Raw genomic sequence first — 23,574 nt, 5'->3', positions numbered from 1 at the left:
TTTAGTTCGCAAAAAACTCTTCGCGTCCATCAGTCACTTCTGGGTTTGTGCCCGATTTGGCTGATGTATGAAATATTGCAAAACAAACAGTGCGCTAAGGCGCGTACACGTGCCTCCGCTTTAATGGCTATGGCAGTTTCGCGAAGCAACCTACCTTGTGCAACGAATTGATCTGCTCCGGCTTCAATGATTGTCAGAAAAAAATTCGCGTCATGCTCAGATACTGGTTTGTGTAAGGTCTGATGCCCGAGCTTGAAGCCTGTCTCGGTGAGGACTTCTGGCAACTGACGCATGACCCAAAGGTTCGTTACGTTACTTGTCAAAATCCGGAGAATGAGCTGGTCCAAAAGGTCGTAGTCAGAGATTGGCGCACTCATGTTGTCGAACTCGCCATCACAAATTGCCAGGACGCCTCCCGGTTTCAGAAGACGATGTGCTTCGCGAACTACATTCTGAAAATCATGCACGTGACACAAAACAGAGTGCAGCAGGATCAAGTCGCAGGACTGACTCTCTAAACCGGTTTTTCTGGCATCTCCGACTTCGAAGCTGAGGTGGGGATTGGGCGAAAAAGCCTCTGTCGCCTTCGCCACTAAAAGCGGAGAAGCCTCAATACCATGCGCACGTGTTGCTCCTGCGGTTTCAATCAGATCCAAGGTAACGTGACCGGTGCCGGATCCAAGTTCCAGCGCTGTTGCGTGCGGTGGGAGGTTCAGGTCTTTCAAGAAGGCTTTGCGCATCTCTTTGTGCGCCGGGTCTTGACCGCGCGCAGTCAGGATGTCTGCGACTCTTTCTTGAAGAGCAATGTCAAGGGACGCCACGTCTGCGTAAGGATCAATCATTTTTGCCCCCCTTAAGCACTCGCCTCGAGACCGATCGACGTAACCCAGTCGCGGACAATCCTTGCATACTGCCGGGTTGAGATGTGCAGGCGCTCATGGAACCGACCCGGCCACAGGTACTCTGAGCCGACCATGAGTTCATCTTCCATCCATTTCTCAACCGAGGCGCGTGTGCCTTCAGAAATTACGAAGCGCACCGGCTTCTGCGTTTTGCTTTGTAAGACCGACGCCCTTTCTTTGATCTGACCGGACGCCATGACGTCGACGACTTTCATCTTCACGAGGTCACAGCCCCGCAATTTGCTGTCAATGGCCATATTGAATAGCGCGAGATCACGGTGGTTCTCGGCCAGTTCAAGTCGTACCCGGATTGCCCAGACATGCTTTGGTTTCAATGGTCGCTTCTGACCGACGATGTGTCCTTTGTTCCAGGCTGGCCGAAGCGCACGAATGGCAGGTAAGTTTGGTGTTTCCATGGCTGATCCTCCGATCCGCCATGCCCTCCCAAAACGACAACCTGACGTTGACCAGAGTATCCTATCACAACATGCCGCGCCGTATCCGATGTTGGATCAAGAGCCCAAACCGGTTTTTTTGCAATCCGGCAAAGGTCTGCTTTTCTTGTCGAGCCGCTTGATGAGACGGGAATTGTTTTTTAAGGTCTGAGCACATAGTCACAATCTACAACGGGAGGGCACAAGCTGAACATGCGTATCACCCGCCGACTTCAGCATGGTCCCCGTTTCGCCCTGTAAATGCGTTTGCAGGGCGGGCCCGAGAAACAACCTTTCTATCGGTCTGCCCAAAGCCGCACTGCGGCACCCCTTTCTATGAGCAGAGACTCTGATGACTGTGATGAACATCAACGCTTTAAGCGTAATCCGTGGCGACCTCCTTCTCGATGAACTGAACCTGACAATTTCCAAGGGTGATCGTATTGGATTGGTTGCCGCAAATGGGCGCGGCAAGACAACACTTTTGGAATGCATGGCCGGCCAATCTGAACCGACCAACGGGAGTATCGTCCGGGCGCGCGGTTTGCGAGCGGGATATGTAACCCAATACGTGCCGGAACGCGCCTATGCCAAAACGCTCTATGAGTGGGTGCTGGGTGCCCTTCCTGCCGAGCAGGCAGAATACGAAAGCTAGCGTGTGGATGTCGTGCTTGGTGATCTGAGTGTTCCGCTCGAGTTGCAGCATCGCCTGCTCAACGAATTGAGCGGTGGGTGGCAGCGGATTGCATTGTTGGCTGCCGCGTGGATTCAGGAGCCAGATATCCTATTGCTGGATGAACCAACCAATCATTTAGATTTGCATCGTATGGGCTTGCTCCAGAACTGGTTGTCCGCCTTGCCACGTGAGGTGCCCATTGTAGTTACGTCGCATGATCGCGCATTTCTTGATGCGACCACCAACAAAACGCTGTTTTTGCGCGCGAAAAAGTCACGTGTATTTTCACTCCCATTTTCGGCAGCACGAGCAGCGCTTGATGAAGCGGATGCTGCTGACCAACGGCGGTTCGCCAATGACTTGAACAAAGCGCAGCAGCTACGCAAGCAGGCGGCGAAGCTGAAGAACATCGGCATCAATTCTGGGTCTGATCTTCTGGTGAACAAGACCAAACAGCTAAATGATCGCGCGGCGCAGATTGAAGCATCTGCCAAAGCTGCCCACTACGAACGCAGCGCTGGTGATATCAGACTGGTCAACAGCGGAACTCATGCCAGAGCTCTGATCACATTGGATGACGCACGGGTTGAGACGCCTGACGGTCGCTTGTTGTACAAGACCGGGCGGAAATGGATTTTGCCAGGAGATCGCATCGTGCTTCTGGGGGCCAATGGCACCGGCAAAACCCGATTGATAAAGATGGTGCAAAGTGCACTTTCAGGGAATAGTGGGGTGGTCAAATGTGCCCCTTCGGTAGTGCCAGCCTATTCAGACCAGCATCTGAGCCAGCTTTCGGACAGCGACACACCGATGGTCGCTGTTACGGGGCAGTTTGACATTGGTGATCAACGCGCACGTGGCGTTTTGGCGGGCGCCGGTGTGAACATACAGATGCAAGGCACCAAAATCGGTGCACTGTCTGGGGGGCAAAAGGCGCGCTTGGCGATGCTGATACTGCGGCTCAAAAATCCGAATTTCTATTTGCTTGATGAGCCGACGAACCATCTCGACATTGAAGGACAAGAGGCTCTCGAGGGTGAATTGATCACACACGGCGCTTCATGTTTGCTTGTTAGTCACGACCGCAGCTTTTTGCGAAATGTTGGCAATCGGTTTTGGCTTGTCACAGATAAAGGTCTGGAAGAAACGGGCAGCCCCGAGCCGTTTTTGGCAAGTGAGATGGGTTCGTAGTGATAATTTTGTTCCAACATTTTGTGCAGTGCGGAAGGCATCGAAACGGACTTTCGTGTGATTTAAGCCAAAGCTCACTTTGTTTCGCGTCTGGCCGAAAGATGACTCGCACGCGATCCGTGGTATGTTCAAAAACCCAAACAATTGAGTTCGAAGAATGCCGCGATTGCCTTCTCTGCCAGAAGGCGCTCACCTTCGAGACCTTTTGGCACGCTTTCCCAAGAATATTGAACCCTTGATGACTTTTGTGAACTCAGTCCTTCGGTCTAACGGAGAACTGACCATCGGAGAACGGGAGCTCATTGCAGCGTTTGTATCAGGGCTCAATTCCTGCCGATTTTGTTATGGTTCGCACGTGATCCATGCTGAAACGTTAGGCATTGATCCCGGTCTTATTAAACAGCTTTTGGAAGACATCGAGGCTTCGGATGTTTCAGAGAAGATGAAACCGATGCTGCGTTATGTCGAGAAGCTCAACACCTTGCCAAACAAACTCGTTCAGGCCGATGTCGATGCCGTTCTTGAACAGGGGTGGGTTGAGGAAGCGCTGTTCGAAGCAATTGAGGTAACCGGGCTTTTTAACATGATGAGCCGCATCGTCGAAGGCGGCGGCGTCACCTTTGACTATGGTGGGCGTACTCAGGGTCACACCTTGCAGAAAGCTGGCCCAGACGCGGCTAAGGACTCCTACTTGGTTTTCTTAGAGATGATAAAGCAGCAAGCCTCTGCGTAGAGTCAGGTGGCGCCTGACGACAAAACTCATACTTTCCTGTCACAGACAATTACCACCGTTTTGCGCCGCGTCCATTCTTCGAAAACGGACTTAGGCACAAGTGCAGCGTATTGGCGCTTCGTCCCGCTCCAGTCACGTATTCGAAAGACAGCGAACAGCGACACCTTACCTAAGTTTTGCTAGGCAGGCAGGATCTCTCTGTTGTCCTCCACCGCATCAATGCTTGTATTGTGGGTACTCGAAGTCCATATACATAAAGCTTACGTTTTTCTTTTTCGACCTGCTGTCTCCTCAATTCGGCGTTCAGTCTTTCGATTTAGACCGACCACGCCGGGTCGCCGCATTGATGCGGGCGACACGCAATTGGAGACTTCCACCATGGCAAATGGCACAGTAAAATGGTTCAACTCGACCAAAGGTTTTGGCTTTATCGAGCCTGAAGACGGCAAGCGCGATGTGTTCGTGCATGTATCCGCTCTTGAACGTTCCGGCATCAGCGAATTGAAAGACGGCCAAAAGGTTACTTTTGACGTCGAAGCTGGTCGTGACGGACGCGACAGCGCTTCCAACCTGGCACTCGCATAGCCTGCTACGGGCATCCTTCTGGGGTGCCCGGTTGCTCAGAGGGTTCCCAAGAGCCGTTGGAGAACAAGTCAGGTGCAACAGCAGGAATTGACCCGGGCGCTCGTTCAATACCGCGTACCCGATACGAAGCGTAGTGTTTTTGAACTGACAATTACTGTTATCCCTTTTTTCGCGCTATGGGGCGCAGCGTGGTTTGCGCTTTCCCTTGGTGTCTGGGTCGCTATTCCACTGGCAATCCTTAACGCTGCATTTCTGGTGCGTCTCTTCATCATCATGCATGATTGTGGTCACGGATCATTTTTTAAAAACCGTACCGTTTGCAATTGGACAGGCCGGGTCTTGGGTGTTCTCGCCCTCACACCTTATGACGTCTGGCGGCAAAGCCATGCGATTCACCACGCCTCAACCGGCAACCTTGATCGGCGCGGGATGGGCGATATCCCTACATTAACTGTAGAGGAATATCTGAAGCGAAAGTGGGTCGGGCGTGCCGCTTACAGGTTAATCCGGAACCCCTTCTTCCTGTTCTGTATCGTGCCTGTCTACACGTTCTTTCTGCAAAATCGCTTACCCTTTGGTTTCATGCGGTCAGGCTGGCTGTATTGGGCAAGCGCAATGGGAACAAACGCCGCGATTGCGGTGGTCCTGGCCCTGATTTTTTGGACCGGAGGCCTGGATGTGCTGGTTTATGTATTCCTGCCAACCATGATCGTCGCCGCCTCGATTGGTATTTGGCTTTTCTATATTCAACACCAGTTTGAACACACGACATGGGAACGGGAAGAAGGGTGGAATCTTCAGAACGCCGCATTCTATGGAAGTTCTCACTATGCCCTGCCCGGCATCCTGCGCTGGTTCTCTGCCAATATTGGTGTGCACCATGTTCACCACCTTGCCAGTCGCATACCGTTCTATCGGCTAAACGAGGTTTTGCGCGACCATTCGGAGTTGGAAAATTGCCAGCGTATTACTCTATATGAGAGCTTTCATTGTGCACGATTGCATCTTTGGGATGAAAGAAGTCAACGTCTGCTAACATTTTCCGAGGCTTTGTCGAACGCCAATCCCAACAAGAATTTAGTGTAATCTGGCGCGCACCAAGTAGGCTTCGACAGTATCTCCCCCGAGGGCGCGAATGGCCTCTAGTCGGTGAAGGCCTTCAATCAGCACGAACCTCTTGTTGTCCGAGCGTATCTGGATCGGGGTCTTCTGGCCGTTCTTCAGGATATCTTCGGCCAGCGTCAGAACTTTTTGTTGATCAAGCGTTTTCGCCCGTTTCACAGGAACATAGATCAGGTCGAGCGGATATGGTCTTTTCTCCAACATTAGCTACGTGAGCAACCTTTCGTGCATTTGTTCCGGTTCAGAGCTCGCTTCAAAAGCGGGGGCTGGAACGTACGTCATAGAACCGAACGAACAGCGTCGCGCAGTTCCTGATGCATAATCCAAGTTGCTGGCTCATCGTCACTTTCGATGTGAGAAAATGCCAGGACCTGAGCGGCGCCATCATTCTGTACCGATCCGGCTTCGGGTAGGTCCAGTTCCAGATATTCTGCGATCAATAGTCCGATTTTCTTGAAAACCTTGATGGAGGCCTCGCGCGATTTGTAACCAGCTGCCTGAGACAAGTGACCAATAGTCAGACCTTCCTTGCCTGCGATTGTGAGTGCTTTGAGCAATGTGACCTGCGCGGGGGTGAGCCTGATCTGGCGCAATGCCTCGGCATATTCTCTTTCACTGGGAACTAGGGTGCCGGAGTTTCCTTCCAAACGGCGTTGACCGCTACGCTTCCTGTCTCGTTCTTCGAGAATTTCTTTTAAGGCTTCAATGGCCAATACTGGTGTTTCTCCAACTGCATCGGCAATCATTGCCTGCGTTTTAGCCGGCGGCTTGGGAAATGCCCGTGCAACACTATTGCCGCTCAGAACGCCAGCCTTAATCAAGTACTTTCCAAATTCTTCCTCAATCACTCCTGATACGTCAGCGTTCCGCGACTTACGAACACTGCGGTCCTGAAACGCTCTTTGTTCCAAACCATGAGCTGACATCTTTGAACCGGGAAGGGTTACTTGAGGGGCATTTTTTCGCATCAGAGAAACACCACTACAATTATCGCTGCAACGCACACTGCTGACGCAATAGATATCTTAATCCCATAGGACCGGCGACGCGCCTTTTCGGCTTTGAGACTTTTACCCAGGTTTTCGTCAATCGAGTTATGGTTCACGGCGTAGTCCTTCCGGATTTGTCAGGCGGCTTTGGTTTCCACCAACTTATTGTCGCGCCACATTTTCGGTGCACTTGTCGTTCTGTCTCGTGAACGGCCGATTACATTCCCAACCATCACCTCTTCGATTCAAATGCGCGTTTGAAGGGACAAGGATCGCAACGCACCTGTCTCGGTTTGCGCGAAAACCACGTTCGCACTTCCATCCGGAATAAGTTTCAGGTGCAAGATATGCATGCTGTGGAACAGCCACAGGCTCACAGCCGCTCTCCGCTGCCCTGTAACCTCTGAGGCATACCCAACCATCCGAGCTTCCTCTGTCGCTCAGACGACCGTTTTCTGGGACCTCTATTGCAACACAATCCTGGTTCTCCTTACGAAATCCCCAGTTGCAGTGTATTTCCTGCACGCCAAACCGAGTTTCGACGTACCCATTTTGGGGCGAAATCACTTCTTCACACTCTTCTCCGGCACGCTGGAACAGCCGATTGCACGCCCACTGATCTCCGGTTGATGCCAGGTAGGCATTTTCAGGAACTCTTATTTTCTCACAGAGTTCTCCGACATTCTGAAAACCGTGATTGCATTCCCACCCGCGGCCATAGGAGCTACCCGTTAAATATGCGTTTTGGGGTACGTCTGGACTTTGGCAGGATCCGTTTCTGTTTTCGAAACCTTCGTCACAAACCGTTGCACTGGCATTGCCTGCGACTTGGGCAGCAAGCTGCGTTCCTGAGAGCGACACCAAAAGTGTCGAGATCAAACAAAGTATGCAGCGCGTAAACCCAATGAGTGACTGATCCAAACGGAGCCAGAGACCTGATCTATCGGGCATCAAACACGCAATTCATGTGCCAAGTGCTGTTCATGCGGCGCCTTCTTTCCTTGGTCACGCGATGACAGGTGCATGTCCGGTGACAGTTGCAAATGCTTGCGAGGAACGAGCTCATAGCGAAGACCCCAGCGAAACCCGTTCCTATGCTGGGGCACATGCTACAGTTAGTCTGAAGGCCATTGGATTTGCGAAGCCGGCAGCATCGCGGCATCGAGTAATTTTTACCAATACACTCTTGTGGTTCTTAGCCAGCATAGAGTCAAGGCCGCACCGTCGTCACGAAGCCTGTGCTACGGAGATATCTCATTTTTGAGACCGGTGTTTGACCAGGTGGCTTAGAGAATAATTGAGAGACAAAATTCAGCGTGACATCACCTTTGAAACGTGGCCGTTGACGAACTAACAGGGACCGAGCTCTGCTAAGGGCTGGCAGAAGCTCGAAGCTATTAATACGCCACCAATAGGTGACCGCTTACATATTGTGTCTCAATCCCAATCCGAACCGATCAACCAGTCTTTGGCTGTGCTTCCAGACAGCGGCAATAGCAACCGCTATCTGGCATCGTTTGTGAATTGCCTACTGCAATTGCAGGTTCTCGGCGGAGGTCTTGCCGCGCATCCGGTCTTCTTTCAGATCGAAGCCGACCTTTGCGCCTTCTTTCAGGCTATCGAGGCCAGAGCGCTGAACGGCGCTGATGTGCACGAATGCGTCGCCGCTGCCGTTGTCCAGTTCGATGAAGCCGTAGCCTTTAGTTTCGTTGAACCATTTAACTGTTCCGGTCGTCATGAGGTTATCCTTTCAATGACATGTGCGCCCGCCGGGATTGGCCGGGCTGCTTGCTGCGTTAGGCAGCAGGTTGAGTGAACTCACCAATATTGGAGAGCATTCGCATAAGACCGTCCTGCGCTTGGGCGGGGTCGATCTTGTGTTGTTGGTGTCCGTTCCGCTGACGCGTTGCGTGACGAACCGCTAGCGATTTTGGCGACGGTTCAATTTTGGCAGCACAGGGCTTTTGCAGTTGTGCAACCCGACCGCGTTTCACAGGCACGTCTTGCGCTTCTGAGCCGCTTGGCAGCCTGTTGCCGATCAGCTTTTCGATATCCCGCAGGAGGGACATCTCTTCGCGATCACACAGTGAAATTGCGGTGCCGGTTCTGCCTGCGCGGGCGGTCCTGCCGATGCGATGCACATAGGATTCCGGCACATTCGGAAGCTCGTAATTCACCACATGGGATACATCATCGATGTCGATCCCCCGTGCCGCAATATCGGTGGCCACAAGGACAGTGGTTGCCCCTGACCGGAATCCTGCCATGGCGCGTTCGCGCTGTGGCTGGCTTTTGTTCCCGTGAATAGCGGCGGAGTTGATCCCGGCAGCAATCAGGTGCTTGCAGACGTTATCCGCTCCGCGTTTGGTGCGCGTGAAGACAACGGCGCGATGCACGTCCTTGTCCGACAGAATATCTGCCAGAACACGGCGTTTGTCCTGCTTGGCCACATGCCGGACGCTCTGCGCGATCCGTTCAATCGGCGTTGAAACAGCAGCCACCTGAACCTCTGCCGGATCGTTCAGGAAGTCATCAGCGAGTATTCTGATCTGCCCCGGCATTGTTGCCGAAAGCAGTGCCGTCAGGCGAGCCTCGGGCAGTTTTGCTATGATCTTGCGAATGCTGGGCAGAAAGCCCAGATCCAGCATCTGATCAGCCTCATCCACCACAATGGCTTTGGTTGCGGACAGGTTGATAACGCCAGTGCCAAGGTGGTCGAGCAGGCGTCCGGGTGTTGCCACCACAATGTCCACACCGCCGCTGAGAGCCTTGATCTGCCCGCCGGGGCGTACGCCACCGACGACAAGTGTCGCCGTGATCTGGCTGAACTTGCTGTAAGCGCGGATGTTGTCCACGATCTGCGCCGCAAGCTCGCGCGTCGGCGTCAGGATCAATGTCGTGCACTGTTTCGGAGCGGGTTTTGATCTCTCACGCTCAATCCGATGCAACAGGGGCAATACAAATGAGGCGGTTTTTCCTGTGCCGGTCTGGGCAATGCCGATCACGTCGCGCTCAGATTGCAGCAGCGGAATGACCTTGGCCTGAATGGGCGTAGGGGTCGAATATCCTTGAGCCTTGATGGCCTTCAGGATGGGCTCGGCAAGGCCGAGGGTGTCAAATGTCGTCAAAAGCGTTTGGTCTCGTGCCATAAACGCGGTTCACCGCTATCGGCACTTGGTCTCTCTAATCTACTGGGAAGCTCGTATGAAATAGCCGCCGTCGTTTCGTTGCTCTCAAGGAGCTATTCAAGACAACGATCTGGGGATCACGGGCGAGAATACTTTGCCGCTGATTTGGTCATCCACACGCGGCGTTGCGCTTCTCCTACAGGGCAAAGGTTAAGAAAGCAACAACTCATTTGAGAGCAAATATTTGCCCAAGGTTGGGTTTGCCCGCGTCTTGCGCGTCCATGAACCATGCGGCGAAAGCGCGGTTTTGGGTAGGTTTATCATGTGCGGTTTGAATGTCCGCAAAGCGGGTGCAACTGCAGCATCAAGATAGCGGGTTGGATGTCGGCTCTGGGCCGGAATTCCCCTGACCTATCCCCGTGCCATGAGAGACCGAAGTCAGATGTAGTCACGAGGACGCTGGAAAACCCTTGTTCTCTTCTCGAATTCCGATTGAACGTTGAAGAAGTGAAATCAGGCGCGACTTGCGGTATCAGGTTTTTTCTCCTGGACTTCTTCATGAACCCCGAAGAAACACTCGCCCCCGCAGTGAGGCGAAAGACGCCGGCCCTCGGCTGAGCAGCCAGAGCGTTTCAACAAGGTACTTCATTCTCAGAGTTCCCACCAAAGAAGAGGCCCGGCGTTCTCCTCTACGTTCGCTTGCCGAAAAACCGAGAATGCTGCATCATCAATCGAGTGAAGCACGGCTTCAACATCAGGTAGGGCCTGTCGCTACATATGTGCTACGCGCCAAATTCACCCCAAATAAACACATATAAAACAATACGCTACGATCAGTCGCACAAATCCATCATGGGTGCCACGCTTAAACGCGCAGCTTGTGTTGCCTTGCCTGTCACAGCAACGCCTCCGTCCTGCTATGCTTCGAAGTCCGATGGCCTGTCAGCGGCCTTGCCCATCCGAATCAAGTCGAAAAGCCCTGACGCATTCCTCTGACGACGTCCCGACGGCGACCATTATCAGTGAGTTGCTTCCGATCAGACGCCATATCGACTCATCACCATCTGGACACTGCTTTCGATCGTTTCCGTCATCTCGGCTTCGCTGAGCACCCCACCCGTAAACAGCAGCGGCCAGAAGGCGCGCGCCTTGATCAGGCCAATGAATTCGCGCCCGGCCCGTTCCGGATCATCGATCCGAAGCTGCCCATCCTCGGCCGCATCTTTGAGCATGGCAATGAATGTCGCCGTCTTGTCCAGCTTGCCCTGCGCTTCCGCCGCAAGCGTCGGGTTGCGCAAGGTTTCGCTGATCACCATCCGGGCCATTGCGATAACATCGGGCCGCATCAGAATGCGCCCTTCGGCCCAGGCCAGTTCAGTCAGTTGCGTACGAGTATCGCGACCTTTTTCATACCGAATTTCCAGCACTTCAGCAAAGCGGCTGGACAATTCGACCACGATGGAGCGGAATAGGTTTTCTTTACTTTCAAAGTACTTGTACAACGTACGCTTGGACACTTCGGCCCTTGCTGAAATGCGATCCATACTGGCCGCGGCAAAGCCCTTTTCCTGGAACTCGGCCACGGCAGCTTCGATGATCTGTGCGCTCTTGGACGCATTCTGTGCGCTGCATTCGTTCATGTCAGAGCTATAGACCTATTGACGTGCCCCGGTCAAATACTAGGTAAACGCAGGAGTTTACAAGGGCAAAATTGTATGCCATGAGTAAACCCGCGAGTTTACCAATTGCGGAAACCAGCACCAACAGGAGACCCCCTCATCATGGCTCTTAAATTGAACCTGAACGGCACGACCCACGAGGTTGATGCCGAACCCGGAACGCCTCTTCTCTGGGTGATCCGAGACGAACTGAAACTGACCGGCACAAAATTCGGCTGCGGCGTGGCATCCTGCGGGGCCTGCACCGTGCACGTGAATGGTGAGCCCGTCCGTTCCTGTCAGACATTCATTGAAGACGTCGAAGACGCCGAAGTCACGACCATCGAAGCTGTCGGTGACGACAAGATCGGCGCCGCCGTACAACAGGCCTGGGTCGAACTGGATGTCGTCCAGTGCGGCTATTGCCAGTCGGGTCAGGTGATGTCGGCTGTCGGGCTGTTGTCCGAGAACCCGAAACCGTCAGTCCAGGAGATTGACGAGTACATGTCCGGCAATGCCTGCCGCTGCGCCACCTATCAACGCATTCGCGCCGGCATCCAGCGCGCGTCTGAAATTCTGGAGGCCTGATCCATGACCATCAACACTTCTCGCCGTGGGTTTCTGAAAAGCGCCGCCGCTGCCGGTGCCGTCCTTCTGGTCGGCACCCGTCCGGACGGTGCGCTGGCCGCGGCCTCGTCCGAGACCGCGCAGTTCAATCCATTTGTGAAGATCGATGCCGATGGCACCGTGACCGCCATCGTCAAACATCTTGAAAAAGGTCAGGGCCCGGCGACCGGACTGCCGACGCTGATTGCCGAAGAAATCGGCCTGACCATGGACCAGATCGAATACGAGTTCGCCCCCTCGGATCCGAATGTCTACAACAACCTGCTGTTCGGCCCGTTCCAGGGCACCGGCGGTTCGACCGCGATGGCGAATTCGTGGCTGCAATACCGTCAGGCCGGTGCTGCCGCGCGCGAGATGCTGATCAACGCTGCCGCGCAAAGCTGGGGCGTGGATGCATCCGGCATCACCATCGAAGACGGCATTGTGAAGGCAGGCGACAAGTCGGCTCCGATCGCTGAATTCGTGTCCGCTGCGTCGCAACGGGACGCTCCGGCAGAGCCACGCCTGAAGGACCCGTCCGAATTCCGTCTGATCGGAAATGAAACGGTGCGCCGCAAGGATACGGCCATCAAAAGCAACGGCCAGGCGATGTTTGCCATGGACGTTCACCTGCCCAACCAGATGATCGCCATGATCAAACGCCCCGAAGCGAAGGGCGGCGTCGCGCTGGGCTTTGATGACAGCGCATCGAAAGAGGTCAAAGGCTATATCAGCGCCGCGGTTCTGCCCAATCAGGCGGGCGTCGCGGTGTACGCCGAGAACACCTGGGCCGCGATTCAGGCACGCGATGCGCTTGAGGTCGAATGGGACATGTCCGGCGCGGAAACCCGCAACTCGGACCAGATCAAGGCCGAGATCATGGCCGCGCTGGAGGCTGAGCCCACGTATAACGTCAACAAGGCGGATTTTGCCGCTGTGGCAGCCGCCATCGACGGCGCGGACAAGGTCGTCGAAAAAACGTTCTACTTCCCACTGCTGGCCCATGCCCCGATGGAACCGTTGAACTGCACCATCGAGCAGACCGCAGACGGAGACATCGTTCTGCATGACGGGGCACAGATGCCGACGGGTCCTCATATGGCCTACCAGCAGATCTTTGGCCTGCCGGCCGAGAAGATCCACATCAAAACCATGCTGGCAGGCGGGTCTTTCGGGCGCCGCGCCACCCCGGATGCGGATTATCAGGTCGAGGCCGCCCTGGCCTTTGTCGTCACTGACCGCTCGCGCCCGGTGAAACTGGTCTGGACGCGCGAAGACGACATTCGCAGCGGGTATTACCGACCGGCTTTTGGCCACAAGGTTCGTGTGGGTCTGGACGCCGAAGGCAACATCGTCGGGTGGCAGCACCAGATTGCCGGTCAATCCGTGATCAAGGGCACCCCGTTCGAGGCTGTTCTGGTTCATGACGGCATCGACCACAGCTCGGTCGAAGGCGTTTCGGACAGCCCCTACAGCATCCCCGGCATGGCGGTGGGTCTGACCGACACGCCAAAGGCGACGACGGTTCTGTGGTGGCGCTCGGTCGGGCACACCCACACCGCCTATACGATGGAAACCATGATGGATCTGGTGGCCGAGGCCGCCGGTCGTGATCCGGTGGAGTTCCGTCTGGCCCATCTGTCCGACAGCGGCAACCCGGACCAGCAACGCAAGGCAGCTGTTTTGAAGCTGGCGGCCGAAAAGGCAAACTGGGGCAATGCGCCAGAAGGCCGGTCGCAGGGGATTGCCGTTCACAAGTCCTTTGGGTCTTACGCGGCTGAAGTGGTCGAAATCTCGGGCGATCCGGAAAGTGGCATCAGGATTGAAAAGGTCACCTGTGCCGTGGATTGCGGTATCGCCGTGAACCCCGATATCGTGCGGGCCCAGATGGAAGGCGGCATCGGCTATGGCATTGGCCATGTGATGCGTGACCAGATCACTCTGACAAGCGGGGCCGTTGATCAATACAACTTCCCGGATTACGAACCGCTGCGCATCGGGGATATTGCTGCAATCGACGTGCACATCGTGCCATCGGCCGAAGCGCCGACCGGCGTCGGAGAACCCGGCACGCCACCGTCGGCACCGGCTTTGGCCAATGCGATCAAGGCCCTGTCAGGTTTGCATGTGGCGCAATTGCCCATGGAAGAACATGGCGTAAGCTTTGCCTGAAAACAGCTCTCCGCGCCGGTCAATACCGGCGCGGGCGTTCCTTGAATACCCAAGTCAGAATTTGATCAAATTTGGTGACAAAGCACATCCATTGAAGTAAATCACTGGGGAGTTTCACCGACGGAGCCCCCAATGGATCTGAGAGCCCTGCACAATTTTCGCGTTGCCGCATGTGACCTGAACGGTCAGATGCGGGGCAAACGCGTGCCCCCCGGCTATGCCGACAAACTGGGAAAAGGCGCCGTGCGAATGCCGTTTTCGGCACTGAACGTAGACCTGTGGGGCGCTGATATCGAAGGAAGCCCGCTGGTCTTTGAAACCGGCGACGCTGATGGGGTGCTGCGCCCGACCGAACGCGGCCCGGTCCCCGTGCCCTGGCTGGATACGGAAACAGCGCTGGTGCCGATGTGTCTGTATGATGATGACGGCGTACCCTTTCCGGGCGACCCGCGGCATGCCCTGTCCGCCACACTCGACCGCTATACGCAACGCGGCTGGTCCGTTGTTGCCGCGACGGAGTTGGAGTTCACACTCGTTGACGCTTCTGCCGCGCAGCCGCAACCACCGGTGAATCCGATCACAGGGCGGCGCCTTGCGGATGAGGCCGTTCTGTCGGTTGCCGAAATGGACGCGTTCGAGGCGTTCTTTACCGACCTGTACGATGGCTGCGCCGCAATGGGCATCCCCGCGCAGACGGCCATTTCCGAAAGCGGCATCGGTCAGTTCGAGATCAACCTGAACCATCAGGACGCCATACGCTGCGCTGATGATACGTGGCTTTTCAAGGCATTGACGCGTGGATTAGCACGCAGGCACGGATTTGCGGCCACCTTCATGTCCAAGCCTTATGCCGATGACGCGGGCAACGGAATGCATGTGCATTTCTCGGTGTTGGACCAGAATGGGCACAATGTGTTCGACAACAACGGGCCGGAAGGCACCGAGATATTGCGGTCTGCCGTAGCGGGCTGTGTCGCGGCCATGCCGGGCAGTACGCTGATATTTGCACCCCACGGCAACTCCTACACACGGCTCATACCGGGTGCACATGCGCCCACGGGCGCCTGCTGGGCCTATGAAAACCGAACCGCTGCCATTCGTATCCCGGGCGGGGCGCCCGCCGCACGGCGCATCGAACACCGCGTCGCCGGCGGGGACATAAACCCGTATCTGATGCTGACCGCAGTTCTGGGCGCGGCACTTGTCGGCATCGAGGACGGCTTGACCCCACCTGCCCCGATCATGGGGAACGCCTATGACATCGCGGACCTGCGTCAACTGATGCCGGATTGGTCGAGCGCGATTGACAGGTTCGCCACGGATCCCCTGGTGGCCCGGCTGTTCCCCGCTGACCTGATCCGCTATCTGACCATGACCAAGCGACAAGAGATCACCCGATTTGCGAACATCCCGCCCGAGGATCACTGGCTGTGCTATCTCGAGACGGTTTGAACCCCTTGCCGCGTCAACCAGTCTCGGTTAGGGTTAATTTGATCAAATTTGGTGACATATGAAAATCGGTATTCTACAAACCGGCCACACCCCCGAAGTGCTACAGGAAGAATTCGGGGATTATGACGAACTTTTCCCCGCGTTGCTGCGTGACAACGGGTTCGAGTTCGTGACCTTCGCCGTCGTGGACGGCACTTTCCCCGATGGTGCGGATGATGCGGATGGATGGATCATTACCGGATCGCGCCACGGGGTTTACGAGGACCTTCCCTGGATCGCCCCGCTGGAAGCGTTGGTGCGCGAGATCCGGGAAAGTGGAAAACCCCTGATCGGCGTTTGCTTTGGCCACCAGATCATTGCTCAGGCACTGGGTGGCAAGGTCGAGAAATTCTCGAAAGGATGGGCCGTAGGTCGTACGGAATACGAATATGACGGCAGCAGATTATGGCTGAATGCCTGGCATCAGGATCAGGTTGTCGAATTGCCGAAGGAAGCGCGGGTTCTGGGCCGGAATACCTTCTGCGAAAACGCGATGCTGGCTTATGGGGACACAATCTGGACAGTTCAGGCCCACCCGGAATTCACCAACGGATTCGTGGCAGGCCTGATGCGGACACGGGGCAAGGGCGTGGTGCCCGAAGACCTGATGCGCGAAGCCGCAAATCGCGAGACGGCCCCGGACGACAACGCCAAAATCGCGCGCCACATGGCCGAGTTTCTAAAGAAAGAGAGAGCCTGATGGCTGATTGGACCGACAAACTTCCGGAAGCCGCAAAGGCATATTTCCATGGGCAACGACTGGACGAAGTTGAATGCATCATTTCGGACCTGCCGGGGATTGCGCGCGGCAAGGCGGTGCCTGCATCAAAATTCGCAAAGCAATCCTATTTCCACCTGCCCGACAGCATCTTTTACCAGACCATCACAGGGGGCTGGGGCGAAGCGGCCGGCGATGACGGGTTCATCGAAAAGGATATGATCCTGAAGCCCGATTTCTCGACCACTTCCGCTGCGCCGTGGACGGGGGATTGGACATTGCAGGTGATCCACGACGCCTACGACCGGGATGACAATCCGATCCCCTACAGCCCGCGTAACGTGCTCAAGCGTGTTGTGCAGCTTTATCATGATAAGGGATGGAAGCCGGTTGTTGCACCAGAGATGGAGTTCTTTCTGGTTGCCCCCAACGTGGACCCGGCGCAGGGCATCAAACCCATGATGGGGCGTTCCGGCCGCCCGGCCGCGGCGCGGCAGGCCTATTCCATGACGGCCGTGGACGAGTTTGGCCCGGTGATCGACGACATCTATGATTTCGCCGAGCATCAGGGGTTTGAGATCGACGGCATCACGCAGGAAGGCGGCGCCGGGCAGTTGGAAATCAACCTGCGTCACGGCAATCCGGTGAAACTGGCCGATGAAGTCTTCTATTTCAAACGTCTGATCCGCGAGGCCGCGCTGCGCCACAATTGTTTTGCCACCTTCATGGCCAAACCGATCGAGGAAGAGCCGGGTTCGGCCATGCATATCCATCACTCGATCATCGACATGGAAACCGGTCAGAACATCTTCTCTGGTCCTCAAGGGGGTGAGACGGACGCGTTTTATCACTTCATCGCCGGTTTGCAGAACCACCTGCCCGCCGGTCTGGCAGTCATGGCGCCCTATGTGAATTCCTACCGGCGCTATGTGAAAGATCACGCGGCACCGATCAACCTGGAATGGGCCCGTGACAACCGCACCACCGGTATTCGCGTGCCCCTGTCCGGCCCGGAATCGCGACGCGTCGAGAACCGCATCGCCGGGATGGACTGCAACCCGTATCTGGGCATCGCGCTGTCGCTGGCCTGCGGCTATCTTGGCCTGGTCGAGCAGGAACGCCCACGTCGTCAGTTCTATGGCGACGCTTATGAAGGCGAGGGCGATATCCCGCAGGTCATGGGCGAAGCGCTGGACCTGTTCGACGAGGCCACTGCCCTGCACGAGGTTCTGGGCCCTGAATTCGCCCGCGTTTACGGCATCGTCAAACGGGCCGAGTACGAAGAGTTCCTGCAGGTCATCTCTCCTTGGGAACGTGAACACCTGCTGATCAACGTCTGAGACCTTCCGTGAACCTGCTCTATTCCAATGACCGCAAAGGTGAGTACCCAGACAGCTGGTATGCTGCGACGGCAAATCCGATGGATCGCTTTCCTGCGTTGTCAGAAGACACCAAAGCGGATGTATGTGTAGTCGGTGGCGGTTATACGGGGCTGTCCGCGGCTCTTCATCTGGCCGAAGCCGGGTTCGACGTCGTGCTGCTTGAAGCGCACCGCGCGGGCTTTGGCGCGTCGGGCCGAAACGGCGGCCAGTTGGGCAGCGCGCAGCGGATGGATCAGGAAGACCTCGAACGTCTTGTTGGCGATGCTGACGCCGCCAAGCTGTGGGATTTGGCCGAAGACGCCAAGGATCTGGTCAAATCCCTGATCGCCAGACACCAGATCGCGTGTGACCTGAAACCCGGCATCGCCGTCCTGGGCCTGAGCAGATCTGAGCAGAAAGAACTGCATGACCACGCTGGCCATCTTTCTGAGCGGTACGGATATGACCAGATCGAATTGTTGGACGAAAACGCAGGTCACGCGCTTTGCCCATCACCCGCTTACAAGGGCGGGTATCTGGACATGGGTGCGGCACATCTGCACCCTTTGAACTTTGCGTTGGGATTGGCGCAAGCCGCGGCCAAAGCGGGCGTTCGCATCCATGAAAGCACCGAAGTGACCGGTATTGACGAGGGCCAGACGGCTGTGATCCGAACTGCTCACGGCAACGTTCGGGCCGAGCACGTCATTCTGGCCTGCAACGGGTATCTGGGCGACCTCAATCGTTCCGTCGCCGCCAGGGTCATGCCCATCAACAATTTCATTGCGGCCACCGAACCCCTTGGAGAGGACACCGCCCGGGTTTTGACCCGGGATGTGGCGGTTGCGGATACGAAATTCGTGGTGAACTATTTTCGCCTCAGCGCCGATGGCCGCCTCTTGTTCGGAGGCGGCGAAAGCTATGGCTATCGCTTTCCATCAGATGTCGCCGCCAAGGTCCGCAAACCCATGACCGAGATTTTCCCGAATTTGCGGGATGTGAAGATCGACTATGCCTGGGGCGGAACGCTGGCCATCACCATGCGGCGGATGCCGTATCTGGCCCGTGTCGCACCCAATATTCTTTCGGCTTCGGGATATTCCGGTCACGGTGTCGGCACTGCGACCCATGCCGGACAACTCATGGCGATGGCGATTCAGGGTCAGGCCGAAGGGTTTGACACGATGGCACGCGTGCCCGCGCTGTCTTTCCCCGGCGGCCCTGCCCTGCGCAGCCCGCTTCTGGTGCTGGCCATGACATGGTTCGCACTGCGCGACCGGCTTGGGGTCTGATCCACGTAAATTGCGACAGATTGGTGAATTTTCGCCTGCCCGGCGATTGAGGGCTTGGATTGCCTTCCGATTATCTTTATCTTTCCCAAAGATAGAATTCGGGAATTCCAAATATGACGCTGCCCCCCAACGTTCACGACGCCGAACCCATCCCTGCCGCCGCCAAGGACGCGATCGAGGCCCTGATGCAGTCAGGTGACCTGTTCCGCTATACCGCACCGCAGGATGCCCCGGTGGCCCTGCTGGAAGCCGAGTTCGCGGAACTGTTGGGCACGAAATACGCCTTGGCGGTGTCGTCCTGTTCAGCCGCGCTGTTTCTGTCGCTCAAAGCACTGGGCCTGCCCCGCGATGCGCGTGTTCTGATCCCCGGCTTCACCTTCGCGGCCGTGCCGTCGTCTGTCGTCCATGCCGACTGCATTCCGGTTCTGTGCGAAGTGGGTGAAAACTATCGCATCGACATGGCCGATTTCGAGGCCAAGCTGGACAACGTTCAGGCAGTCATCATCAGCCACATGCGCGGGCATACATCCGACATGGATGCGATCATGGCCTTGTGCGACGCACGAAACATTCCGGTGATCGAGGATGCCGCGCATTCGCTGGGCACCACATGGCATGGCCGCAATATCGGTACGATCGGAAAGGCCGGATGTTTCTCGTTCCAATCCTACAAGATGATCAATGCCGGCGAAGGTGGCATCCTGATCACGAATGATGCAGATCTTGTCGCGCGGGCCGTCATCATGTCAGGCGCGTATGAGCACAATTGGAAGAAGCACAAAGGTCCTCAGGGTGACAACTCACCCGAACTGGAAGAGGCCTTTGCCCGCTGGCAGAACAAGCTGCCGCTGTACAATCTTCGCCTGAGCAACCTCAGCGCGGCGGTGATCCGTCCGCAACTTCCGGAACTGGCGCGCCGCGTCCGCGATGGCCTGGCGAACCATGATTACGTGGCTGGTCGCCTGAACACCTCGTCTCATATCGAGGTTCCCGCCCCCCTGCCCCCCGAGCAGCGTGCGCCGGATTCGATCCAGTTCAATCTTGTCGGAATGCAGGAACATGAGATCCGCGCCTTTGCCGCAGCGTCCGAGGCACGCGGCGTCAAGGTTCAGGTTTTTGGTCTGAGCGAAGACAACGCCCGCGCCTTCTGGAACTGGCAATTCCTTCCGGAAACTTTCGACCTGCCCAAGACGCGCGACATGCTGATGAAGGCCTGTGACGTGCGCCTGCCCGTCCGCCTGACCCGCGAAGAGCTGGACGTGATTGCAGACATCCTGCTGGCATCGGTTGGCGAAGTGACCGGCCCGATGCCGGTCTATGGCACTTAAAGCAATGGCATTTTGAACAAGAAAGGCCCGCACAATGCGGGCCTGTTTCTTTGTTCGGAACGGATCAGTTCAGCTTGGACAGTTTTTGCTGCAACTCGGCCAGCTGTTTCTTTATGTCGTCCAGATCCTCTTTTGGTTCGGACTTTTCCTCTTCCTTTTCCGGGCTGGACCATCCGCTGGACAGCCCACTGGTCATCGCCTTCAGGAAAGCCTGTTGCTGCGCCTGCAATGCGTCAAAACCCGGCATCTGAGACATCGGATTCATCGCGCTCATGTTTTCCATCATCTTGTTTTGGCTTTCGCGCAGCATCTCGAACGAGCTTTGCAGAAACTGGGGCATCATTCCCCCGCCCGGCAGCATGTAACTGCGCACCAGATCATTCAGTACATTCACCGGCAGCACGTTTTCACCCCGGCTTTCATGTTCGGCAATGATTTGCAGAAGATACTGACGTGTCAGGTCATCGCCTGTTTTCAGATCAATGATCTGCACTTCGCGCCCGTCGCGGATGAACCCCGCGATATCTTCGAGCGTCACGTAATCGCTGGTCTCGGTATTATACAGCCGACGGCTGGCATAGCGCTTGATAAGCAGCGGTTTTTCTTGGTCCGACACCGGGTTCCCTCCCCAAGGATGATGCGTTGCAGCACAGGTTATGCGAGTGCAGCACAAAAAGAAAGGGCAGGTCAATGGACCTGCCCAACGCGATTGCACCTAATGGGAGGGTTGGGTGCGCTTCGCGGACGTTTCTTACTTTGCAGCTGCAGCTTTCTTGGCTGCGGTGGTGACCTCGTTGGTCGCCTTTTTGACGGCAGCGGTTGCTTCTTCCGCGGCGTCTTTGCCGGCAGCCATCAGCAGCTCGACGGTTTCGGTCTGAACTTTTTTCGCGATTTCAGCGAAAGCGGCCAGGTTTTCAGCTGCAACTTCAGCCGACGCGCTTGCGAAGTCGGTTGCGGCTTTTGCGTAGTCAGCAGGCTCTGCCTTGGCTTTCGACATCTCGCTCAGCTTGGCCAGGGTGTCCTTGGTCCATTTGTTCGAGATCTCGGCCGATTTCTCAGCAGCGTCCAGAGCAACGCCCGACAGCTTCTCGTTCAGCGAAGCGGTCGATTTGAATGCACCTTCCATTGCGGTGGTGTCCACCGGAAATGCACCCATCATGTCTTTCATGATCGCGGTAAAGTCTTGGGTCTTTGCCATTGTCCTAATCCTTTTAGCCGGTCCGGGCCCACCCCGGGTTTCATCAGCTTGAGGACAATATGATTGCTGCACCGCAGCATTGCAAGTTTTTTCTTGCTGCGGTGCAGAATTTTTAAGTTTCAAAATGAAATCAGGCGTTTGGTTTCGCCACAACATAAGTCCCGGGTGCGGGTGCAAGGCTCGGGTGCTTCGAATCACCCGGCTCACGGGCTGGAACCTGCTTGCCGGAGCGCTTCTTCAACCACGCATCCCACATGGGCCACCAGGACCCCTCGTGAAAATCAGCTTCTTTCAGCCAGGTGCTGGCATCCGACTTCATATCCGGGTTGGTGTAGTGGCCATATTTCTTCTTGCTGGGCGGGTTCACGATACCCGCAATATGACCCGATTCTGAAACCACGAAGGTTTTGGACCGCGAGCCCATTTTCTGCACGCCGCGGTAACAGTCTTTCCATGCCGCGATGTGGTCCGTTTCGCAGGTTATGGCCATCAGCGGCACATCCACGTCTTCGAGTTTCAGCTTGTGCCCCATCAACTCGAAACCGTCGGTCGCGAACTCGTTGCGCTGGCAGAGGCCTCGCAGATATTCCACGGCCATTTTTGCTGGCAGGTTTGCACCATCGCCGTTCCAGTAAAGCAGATCAAAGGCCGGAGGCACTTCCCCCATCATATAGCTGCGAATAGCCGGACCATAAATCAGGTCGCGTGATCGCAGGAACGACATGGTGCGCGCCATGATCCACGACCGCAGAACGCCCTCCTTTTTTACTTCCTCTTCGATTCCGTCGATGAAGTCGTTTTGCAGGAATGGCGTAAACTCACCCTGATCGGAAAAATCCGTCAGTGCCGTGAACAGCGTTGCGGATTTGACCGACTTGTCGCCACGCTGTTTCAGCAAGGACAAGGTCAGGCTCAGCGTCGTGCCCGCGATGCAATAACCCACAGCGTTGACCTGTTTGACCTTGCAGATCTTCTTGGCCGTTTCGATTGCGGTCAGGAAACCGTCCTGAATATAGTCTTCCATGCCGGTTTCGGCATAGCTTTCATCCGGGTTCACCCAGCTTACGACAAACAGGGTATAGCCCTGTTCGGTGATCCATTTGATCATGCTGTTCTGGGCTTTCAGATCCAGAATATAGAACTTGTTGATCCAGGGCGGGAACAGAACGATGGGTGTTTCGTAAACCGTTTCGGTCACCGGCTTGTATTGGATCAGCTCCATCATCCGGTTGCGATATATGACCTCGCCCGGCGTTGTCGCCAGGTTTCCACCAACCTCGAACGCGCTTTCATCCGCCAGTTTGACGACCAACTCGCCATCATTGGCTTCGAGGTCTGAAACAAGGTTCTCCAACCCTTTTATCAGCGACTGACCTTCGGTCTCGACCGCCTTTTGCAGGGCATCCGGGTTAGTCGCCAGAAAATTCGTGGGCGCCATCATGTCGATGATCTGCTGCGAGAAATACTGTAGGCGTCTTTTGTCTTTGGCATCCAGATCATCGACCGACGAGACAGCCTGCGCAATCGCTTCCGCGTTCGTCAGGTATTGCTGCCGGATCAGTCGGAAATAAGGGTTTGTCTCCCAAAGGGGATTGGAAAACCGTTTGTCACCGGGCTTGGTTTCCTCGGTTTCCACCTCACCCGTTGTCAGCGCTTTCTGCGCTTCGGCAAAGTTGAGAACCGACTTGCCCCAGAATTCTATCTGTTGCTCCAACAGTTTGGCGGGATTTTGCCATGCATCGGCCCAATACGCCGTTGCTGCTCGTGCGAAAAGCTCTTGATTCGGGCCGTCCAGCGCTGGGGTGTGCGACTTTTTTGACGCCATAATTTCAATCAGGCGCTTCGAGAGCTGCTCGACCTTTTCCATATTTTCTTTAATGCGTTCAATATGTTCTTCGGACACGTCCGGCATTTGGTCTTCACTTGTTGTCATTTTAACAATTCCACCCTAACCTCGCTGCCATGCAGAATAACGTCGTGGGTGCTGGGG

General features: G+C 55.8%; 21 protein-coding genes and 1 pseudogene. 12 read left to right on the top strand and 10 right to left on the bottom strand.

Annotated elements, in window-relative coordinates; genetic code table 11:
* Window positions 1-29 precede the first annotated feature (29 nt).
* The gene (locus tag GOW09_RS02025) at window positions 30-842 is read right to left on the bottom strand and encodes a methyltransferase domain-containing protein (RefSeq protein ID WP_253282413.1); all 813 of its coding nucleotides are present in this window, start codon (window positions 840-842) and stop codon (window positions 30-32) included.
* Window positions 843-856: 14 nt separating this feature from the next.
* Window positions 857-1,318, bottom strand: a pseudogene (locus GOW09_RS02020) (integrase); the annotation flags it as partial.
* Between the two features lie 370 nt (window positions 1,319-1,688).
* Between GOW09_RS02020 and GOW09_RS22495 the strand changes: the two are divergent.
* The 5 genes from GOW09_RS22495 to GOW09_RS02000 all read left to right on the top strand — a co-directional run bounded on the left by GOW09_RS22495 (window position 1,689) and on the right by GOW09_RS02000 (window position 5,607).
* Window positions 1,689-1,991 carry an ATP-binding cassette domain-containing protein gene (locus GOW09_RS22495; RefSeq protein ID WP_254442686.1) on the top strand — a complete coding sequence of 101 codons (303 nt, stop codon included), beginning with the start codon at window positions 1,689-1,691 and terminating at the stop codon, window positions 1,989-1,991.
* Window positions 1,992-1,994: 3 nt separating this feature from the next.
* The gene (locus tag GOW09_RS02015) at window positions 1,995-3,203 is read left to right on the top strand and encodes an ATP-binding cassette domain-containing protein (protein WP_371808011.1); all 1,209 of its coding nucleotides are present in this window, start codon (window positions 1,995-1,997) and stop codon (window positions 3,201-3,203) included.
* A gap of 238 nt (window positions 3,204-3,441) precedes the next feature.
* Window positions 3,442-3,936, top strand: a complete 495-nt coding sequence (locus GOW09_RS02010; RefSeq protein ID WP_217360250.1) for a carboxymuconolactone decarboxylase family protein — start codon at window positions 3,442-3,444, stop codon at window positions 3,934-3,936.
* A 378-nt stretch (window positions 3,937-4,314) separates the two neighbouring features.
* Window positions 4,315-4,521, top strand: coding sequence for a cold-shock protein (locus GOW09_RS02005; protein WP_171115248.1), 207 nt, complete (start codon window positions 4,315-4,317; stop codon window positions 4,519-4,521).
* Between the two features lie 72 nt (window positions 4,522-4,593).
* Window positions 4,594-5,607 carry a fatty acid desaturase gene (locus tag GOW09_RS02000; protein ID WP_171115246.1) on the top strand — a complete coding sequence of 338 codons (1,014 nt, stop codon included), beginning with the start codon at window positions 4,594-4,596 and terminating at the stop codon, window positions 5,605-5,607.
* Here GOW09_RS02000 and GOW09_RS01995 read toward each other — a convergent pair.
* The 5 genes from GOW09_RS01995 to GOW09_RS01975 all read right to left on the bottom strand — a co-directional run bounded on the left by GOW09_RS01995 (window position 5,599) and on the right by GOW09_RS01975 (window position 11,400).
* Window positions 5,599-5,847, bottom strand: a complete 249-nt coding sequence (locus tag GOW09_RS01995) for a ParB N-terminal domain-containing protein (protein WP_039524390.1) — start codon at window positions 5,845-5,847, stop codon at window positions 5,599-5,601. The two genes, GOW09_RS02000 and GOW09_RS01995, sit on opposite strands and share 9 nt — an antisense overlap.
* A 74-nt stretch (window positions 5,848-5,921) precedes the next feature.
* Window positions 5,922-6,611 carry a hypothetical protein gene (locus tag GOW09_RS01990; RefSeq protein ID WP_171115244.1) on the bottom strand — a complete coding sequence of 230 codons (690 nt, stop codon included), beginning with the start codon at window positions 6,609-6,611 and terminating at the stop codon, window positions 5,922-5,924.
* A gap of 1,549 nt (window positions 6,612-8,160) precedes the next feature.
* Window positions 8,161-8,370, bottom strand: coding sequence for a cold-shock protein (locus GOW09_RS01985; RefSeq protein WP_170329064.1), 210 nt, complete (start codon window positions 8,368-8,370; stop codon window positions 8,161-8,163).
* A 58-nt stretch (window positions 8,371-8,428) separates the two neighbouring features.
* A complete protein-coding gene (locus tag GOW09_RS01980) occupies window positions 8,429-9,781 on the bottom strand; it encodes a DEAD/DEAH box helicase (protein WP_216603815.1) in 1,353 nt (450 codons plus the stop codon).
* Between the two features lie 1,016 nt (window positions 9,782-10,797).
* The gene (locus GOW09_RS01975; RefSeq protein WP_171115242.1) at window positions 10,798-11,400 is read right to left on the bottom strand and encodes a TetR/AcrR family transcriptional regulator; all 603 of its coding nucleotides are present in this window, start codon (window positions 11,398-11,400) and stop codon (window positions 10,798-10,800) included.
* Window positions 11,401-11,541: 141 nt separating this feature from the next.
* Here GOW09_RS01975 and GOW09_RS01970 point away from each other — a divergent pair, with 141 nt between their 5' ends.
* From GOW09_RS01970 to GOW09_RS01940, 7 genes are all read left to right on the top strand, one after another.
* Window positions 11,542-12,006: a (2Fe-2S)-binding protein gene (locus tag GOW09_RS01970; RefSeq protein ID WP_152458467.1), complete on the top strand. Its 465-nt coding sequence runs from the start codon at window positions 11,542-11,544 to the stop codon at window positions 12,004-12,006.
* 3 nt (window positions 12,007-12,009) lie between these two features.
* Complete coding sequence (locus GOW09_RS01965) at window positions 12,010-14,196, top strand: xanthine dehydrogenase family protein molybdopterin-binding subunit (protein ID WP_171115240.1); 2,187 nt, start codon at window positions 12,010-12,012, stop codon at window positions 14,194-14,196.
* A gap of 132 nt (window positions 14,197-14,328) precedes the next feature.
* Window positions 14,329-15,648 (top strand): glutamine synthetase family protein, encoded by a 1,320-nt coding sequence (locus GOW09_RS01960; protein ID WP_171115238.1) that lies wholly within the window; start codon window positions 14,329-14,331, stop codon window positions 15,646-15,648.
* A 58-nt stretch (window positions 15,649-15,706) separates the two neighbouring features.
* Window positions 15,707-16,387 carry a type 1 glutamine amidotransferase gene (locus tag GOW09_RS01955; RefSeq protein WP_171115235.1) on the top strand — a complete coding sequence of 227 codons (681 nt, stop codon included), beginning with the start codon at window positions 15,707-15,709 and terminating at the stop codon, window positions 16,385-16,387.
* Complete coding sequence (locus tag GOW09_RS01950) at window positions 16,387-17,745, top strand: glutamine synthetase family protein (RefSeq protein ID WP_152458471.1); 1,359 nt, start codon at window positions 16,387-16,389, stop codon at window positions 17,743-17,745. Before GOW09_RS01955 ends, GOW09_RS01950 begins: the two co-directional genes overlap by 1 nt.
* An 8-nt stretch (window positions 17,746-17,753) precedes the next feature.
* Complete coding sequence (locus GOW09_RS01945; RefSeq protein ID WP_171115233.1) at window positions 17,754-19,058, top strand: FAD-binding oxidoreductase; 1,305 nt, start codon at window positions 17,754-17,756, stop codon at window positions 19,056-19,058.
* A gap of 113 nt (window positions 19,059-19,171) precedes the next feature.
* Complete coding sequence (locus tag GOW09_RS01940; RefSeq protein WP_171115231.1) at window positions 19,172-20,386, top strand: DegT/DnrJ/EryC1/StrS aminotransferase family protein; 1,215 nt, start codon at window positions 19,172-19,174, stop codon at window positions 20,384-20,386.
* 64 nt (window positions 20,387-20,450) lie between these two features.
* On the opposite strand, the gene phaR is transcribed toward GOW09_RS01940, so the two are convergent.
* From phaR to GOW09_RS01925, 3 genes are all read right to left on the bottom strand, one after another.
* The gene (gene phaR, locus GOW09_RS01935) at window positions 20,451-21,002 is read right to left on the bottom strand and encodes a polyhydroxyalkanoate synthesis repressor PhaR (protein WP_171115229.1); all 552 of its coding nucleotides are present in this window, start codon (window positions 21,000-21,002) and stop codon (window positions 20,451-20,453) included.
* Window positions 21,003-21,137: 135 nt separating this feature from the next.
* Complete coding sequence (locus tag GOW09_RS01930) at window positions 21,138-21,584, bottom strand: phasin family protein (protein WP_152458475.1); 447 nt, start codon at window positions 21,582-21,584, stop codon at window positions 21,138-21,140.
* A gap of 130 nt (window positions 21,585-21,714) precedes the next feature.
* Window positions 21,715-23,517 (bottom strand): alpha/beta hydrolase, encoded by a 1,803-nt coding sequence (locus tag GOW09_RS01925; protein ID WP_171115227.1) that lies wholly within the window; start codon window positions 23,515-23,517, stop codon window positions 21,715-21,717.
* Window positions 23,518-23,574: the final 57 nt, after the last annotated feature.

It is taken from the genome of Ruegeria sp. HKCCA5463 (assembly GCF_013034175.1).
Classification (GTDB): Bacteria; Pseudomonadota; Alphaproteobacteria; order Rhodobacterales; family Rhodobacteraceae; genus Ruegeria.
This window is presented reverse-complemented; position numbering and strand designations above follow the sequence as displayed.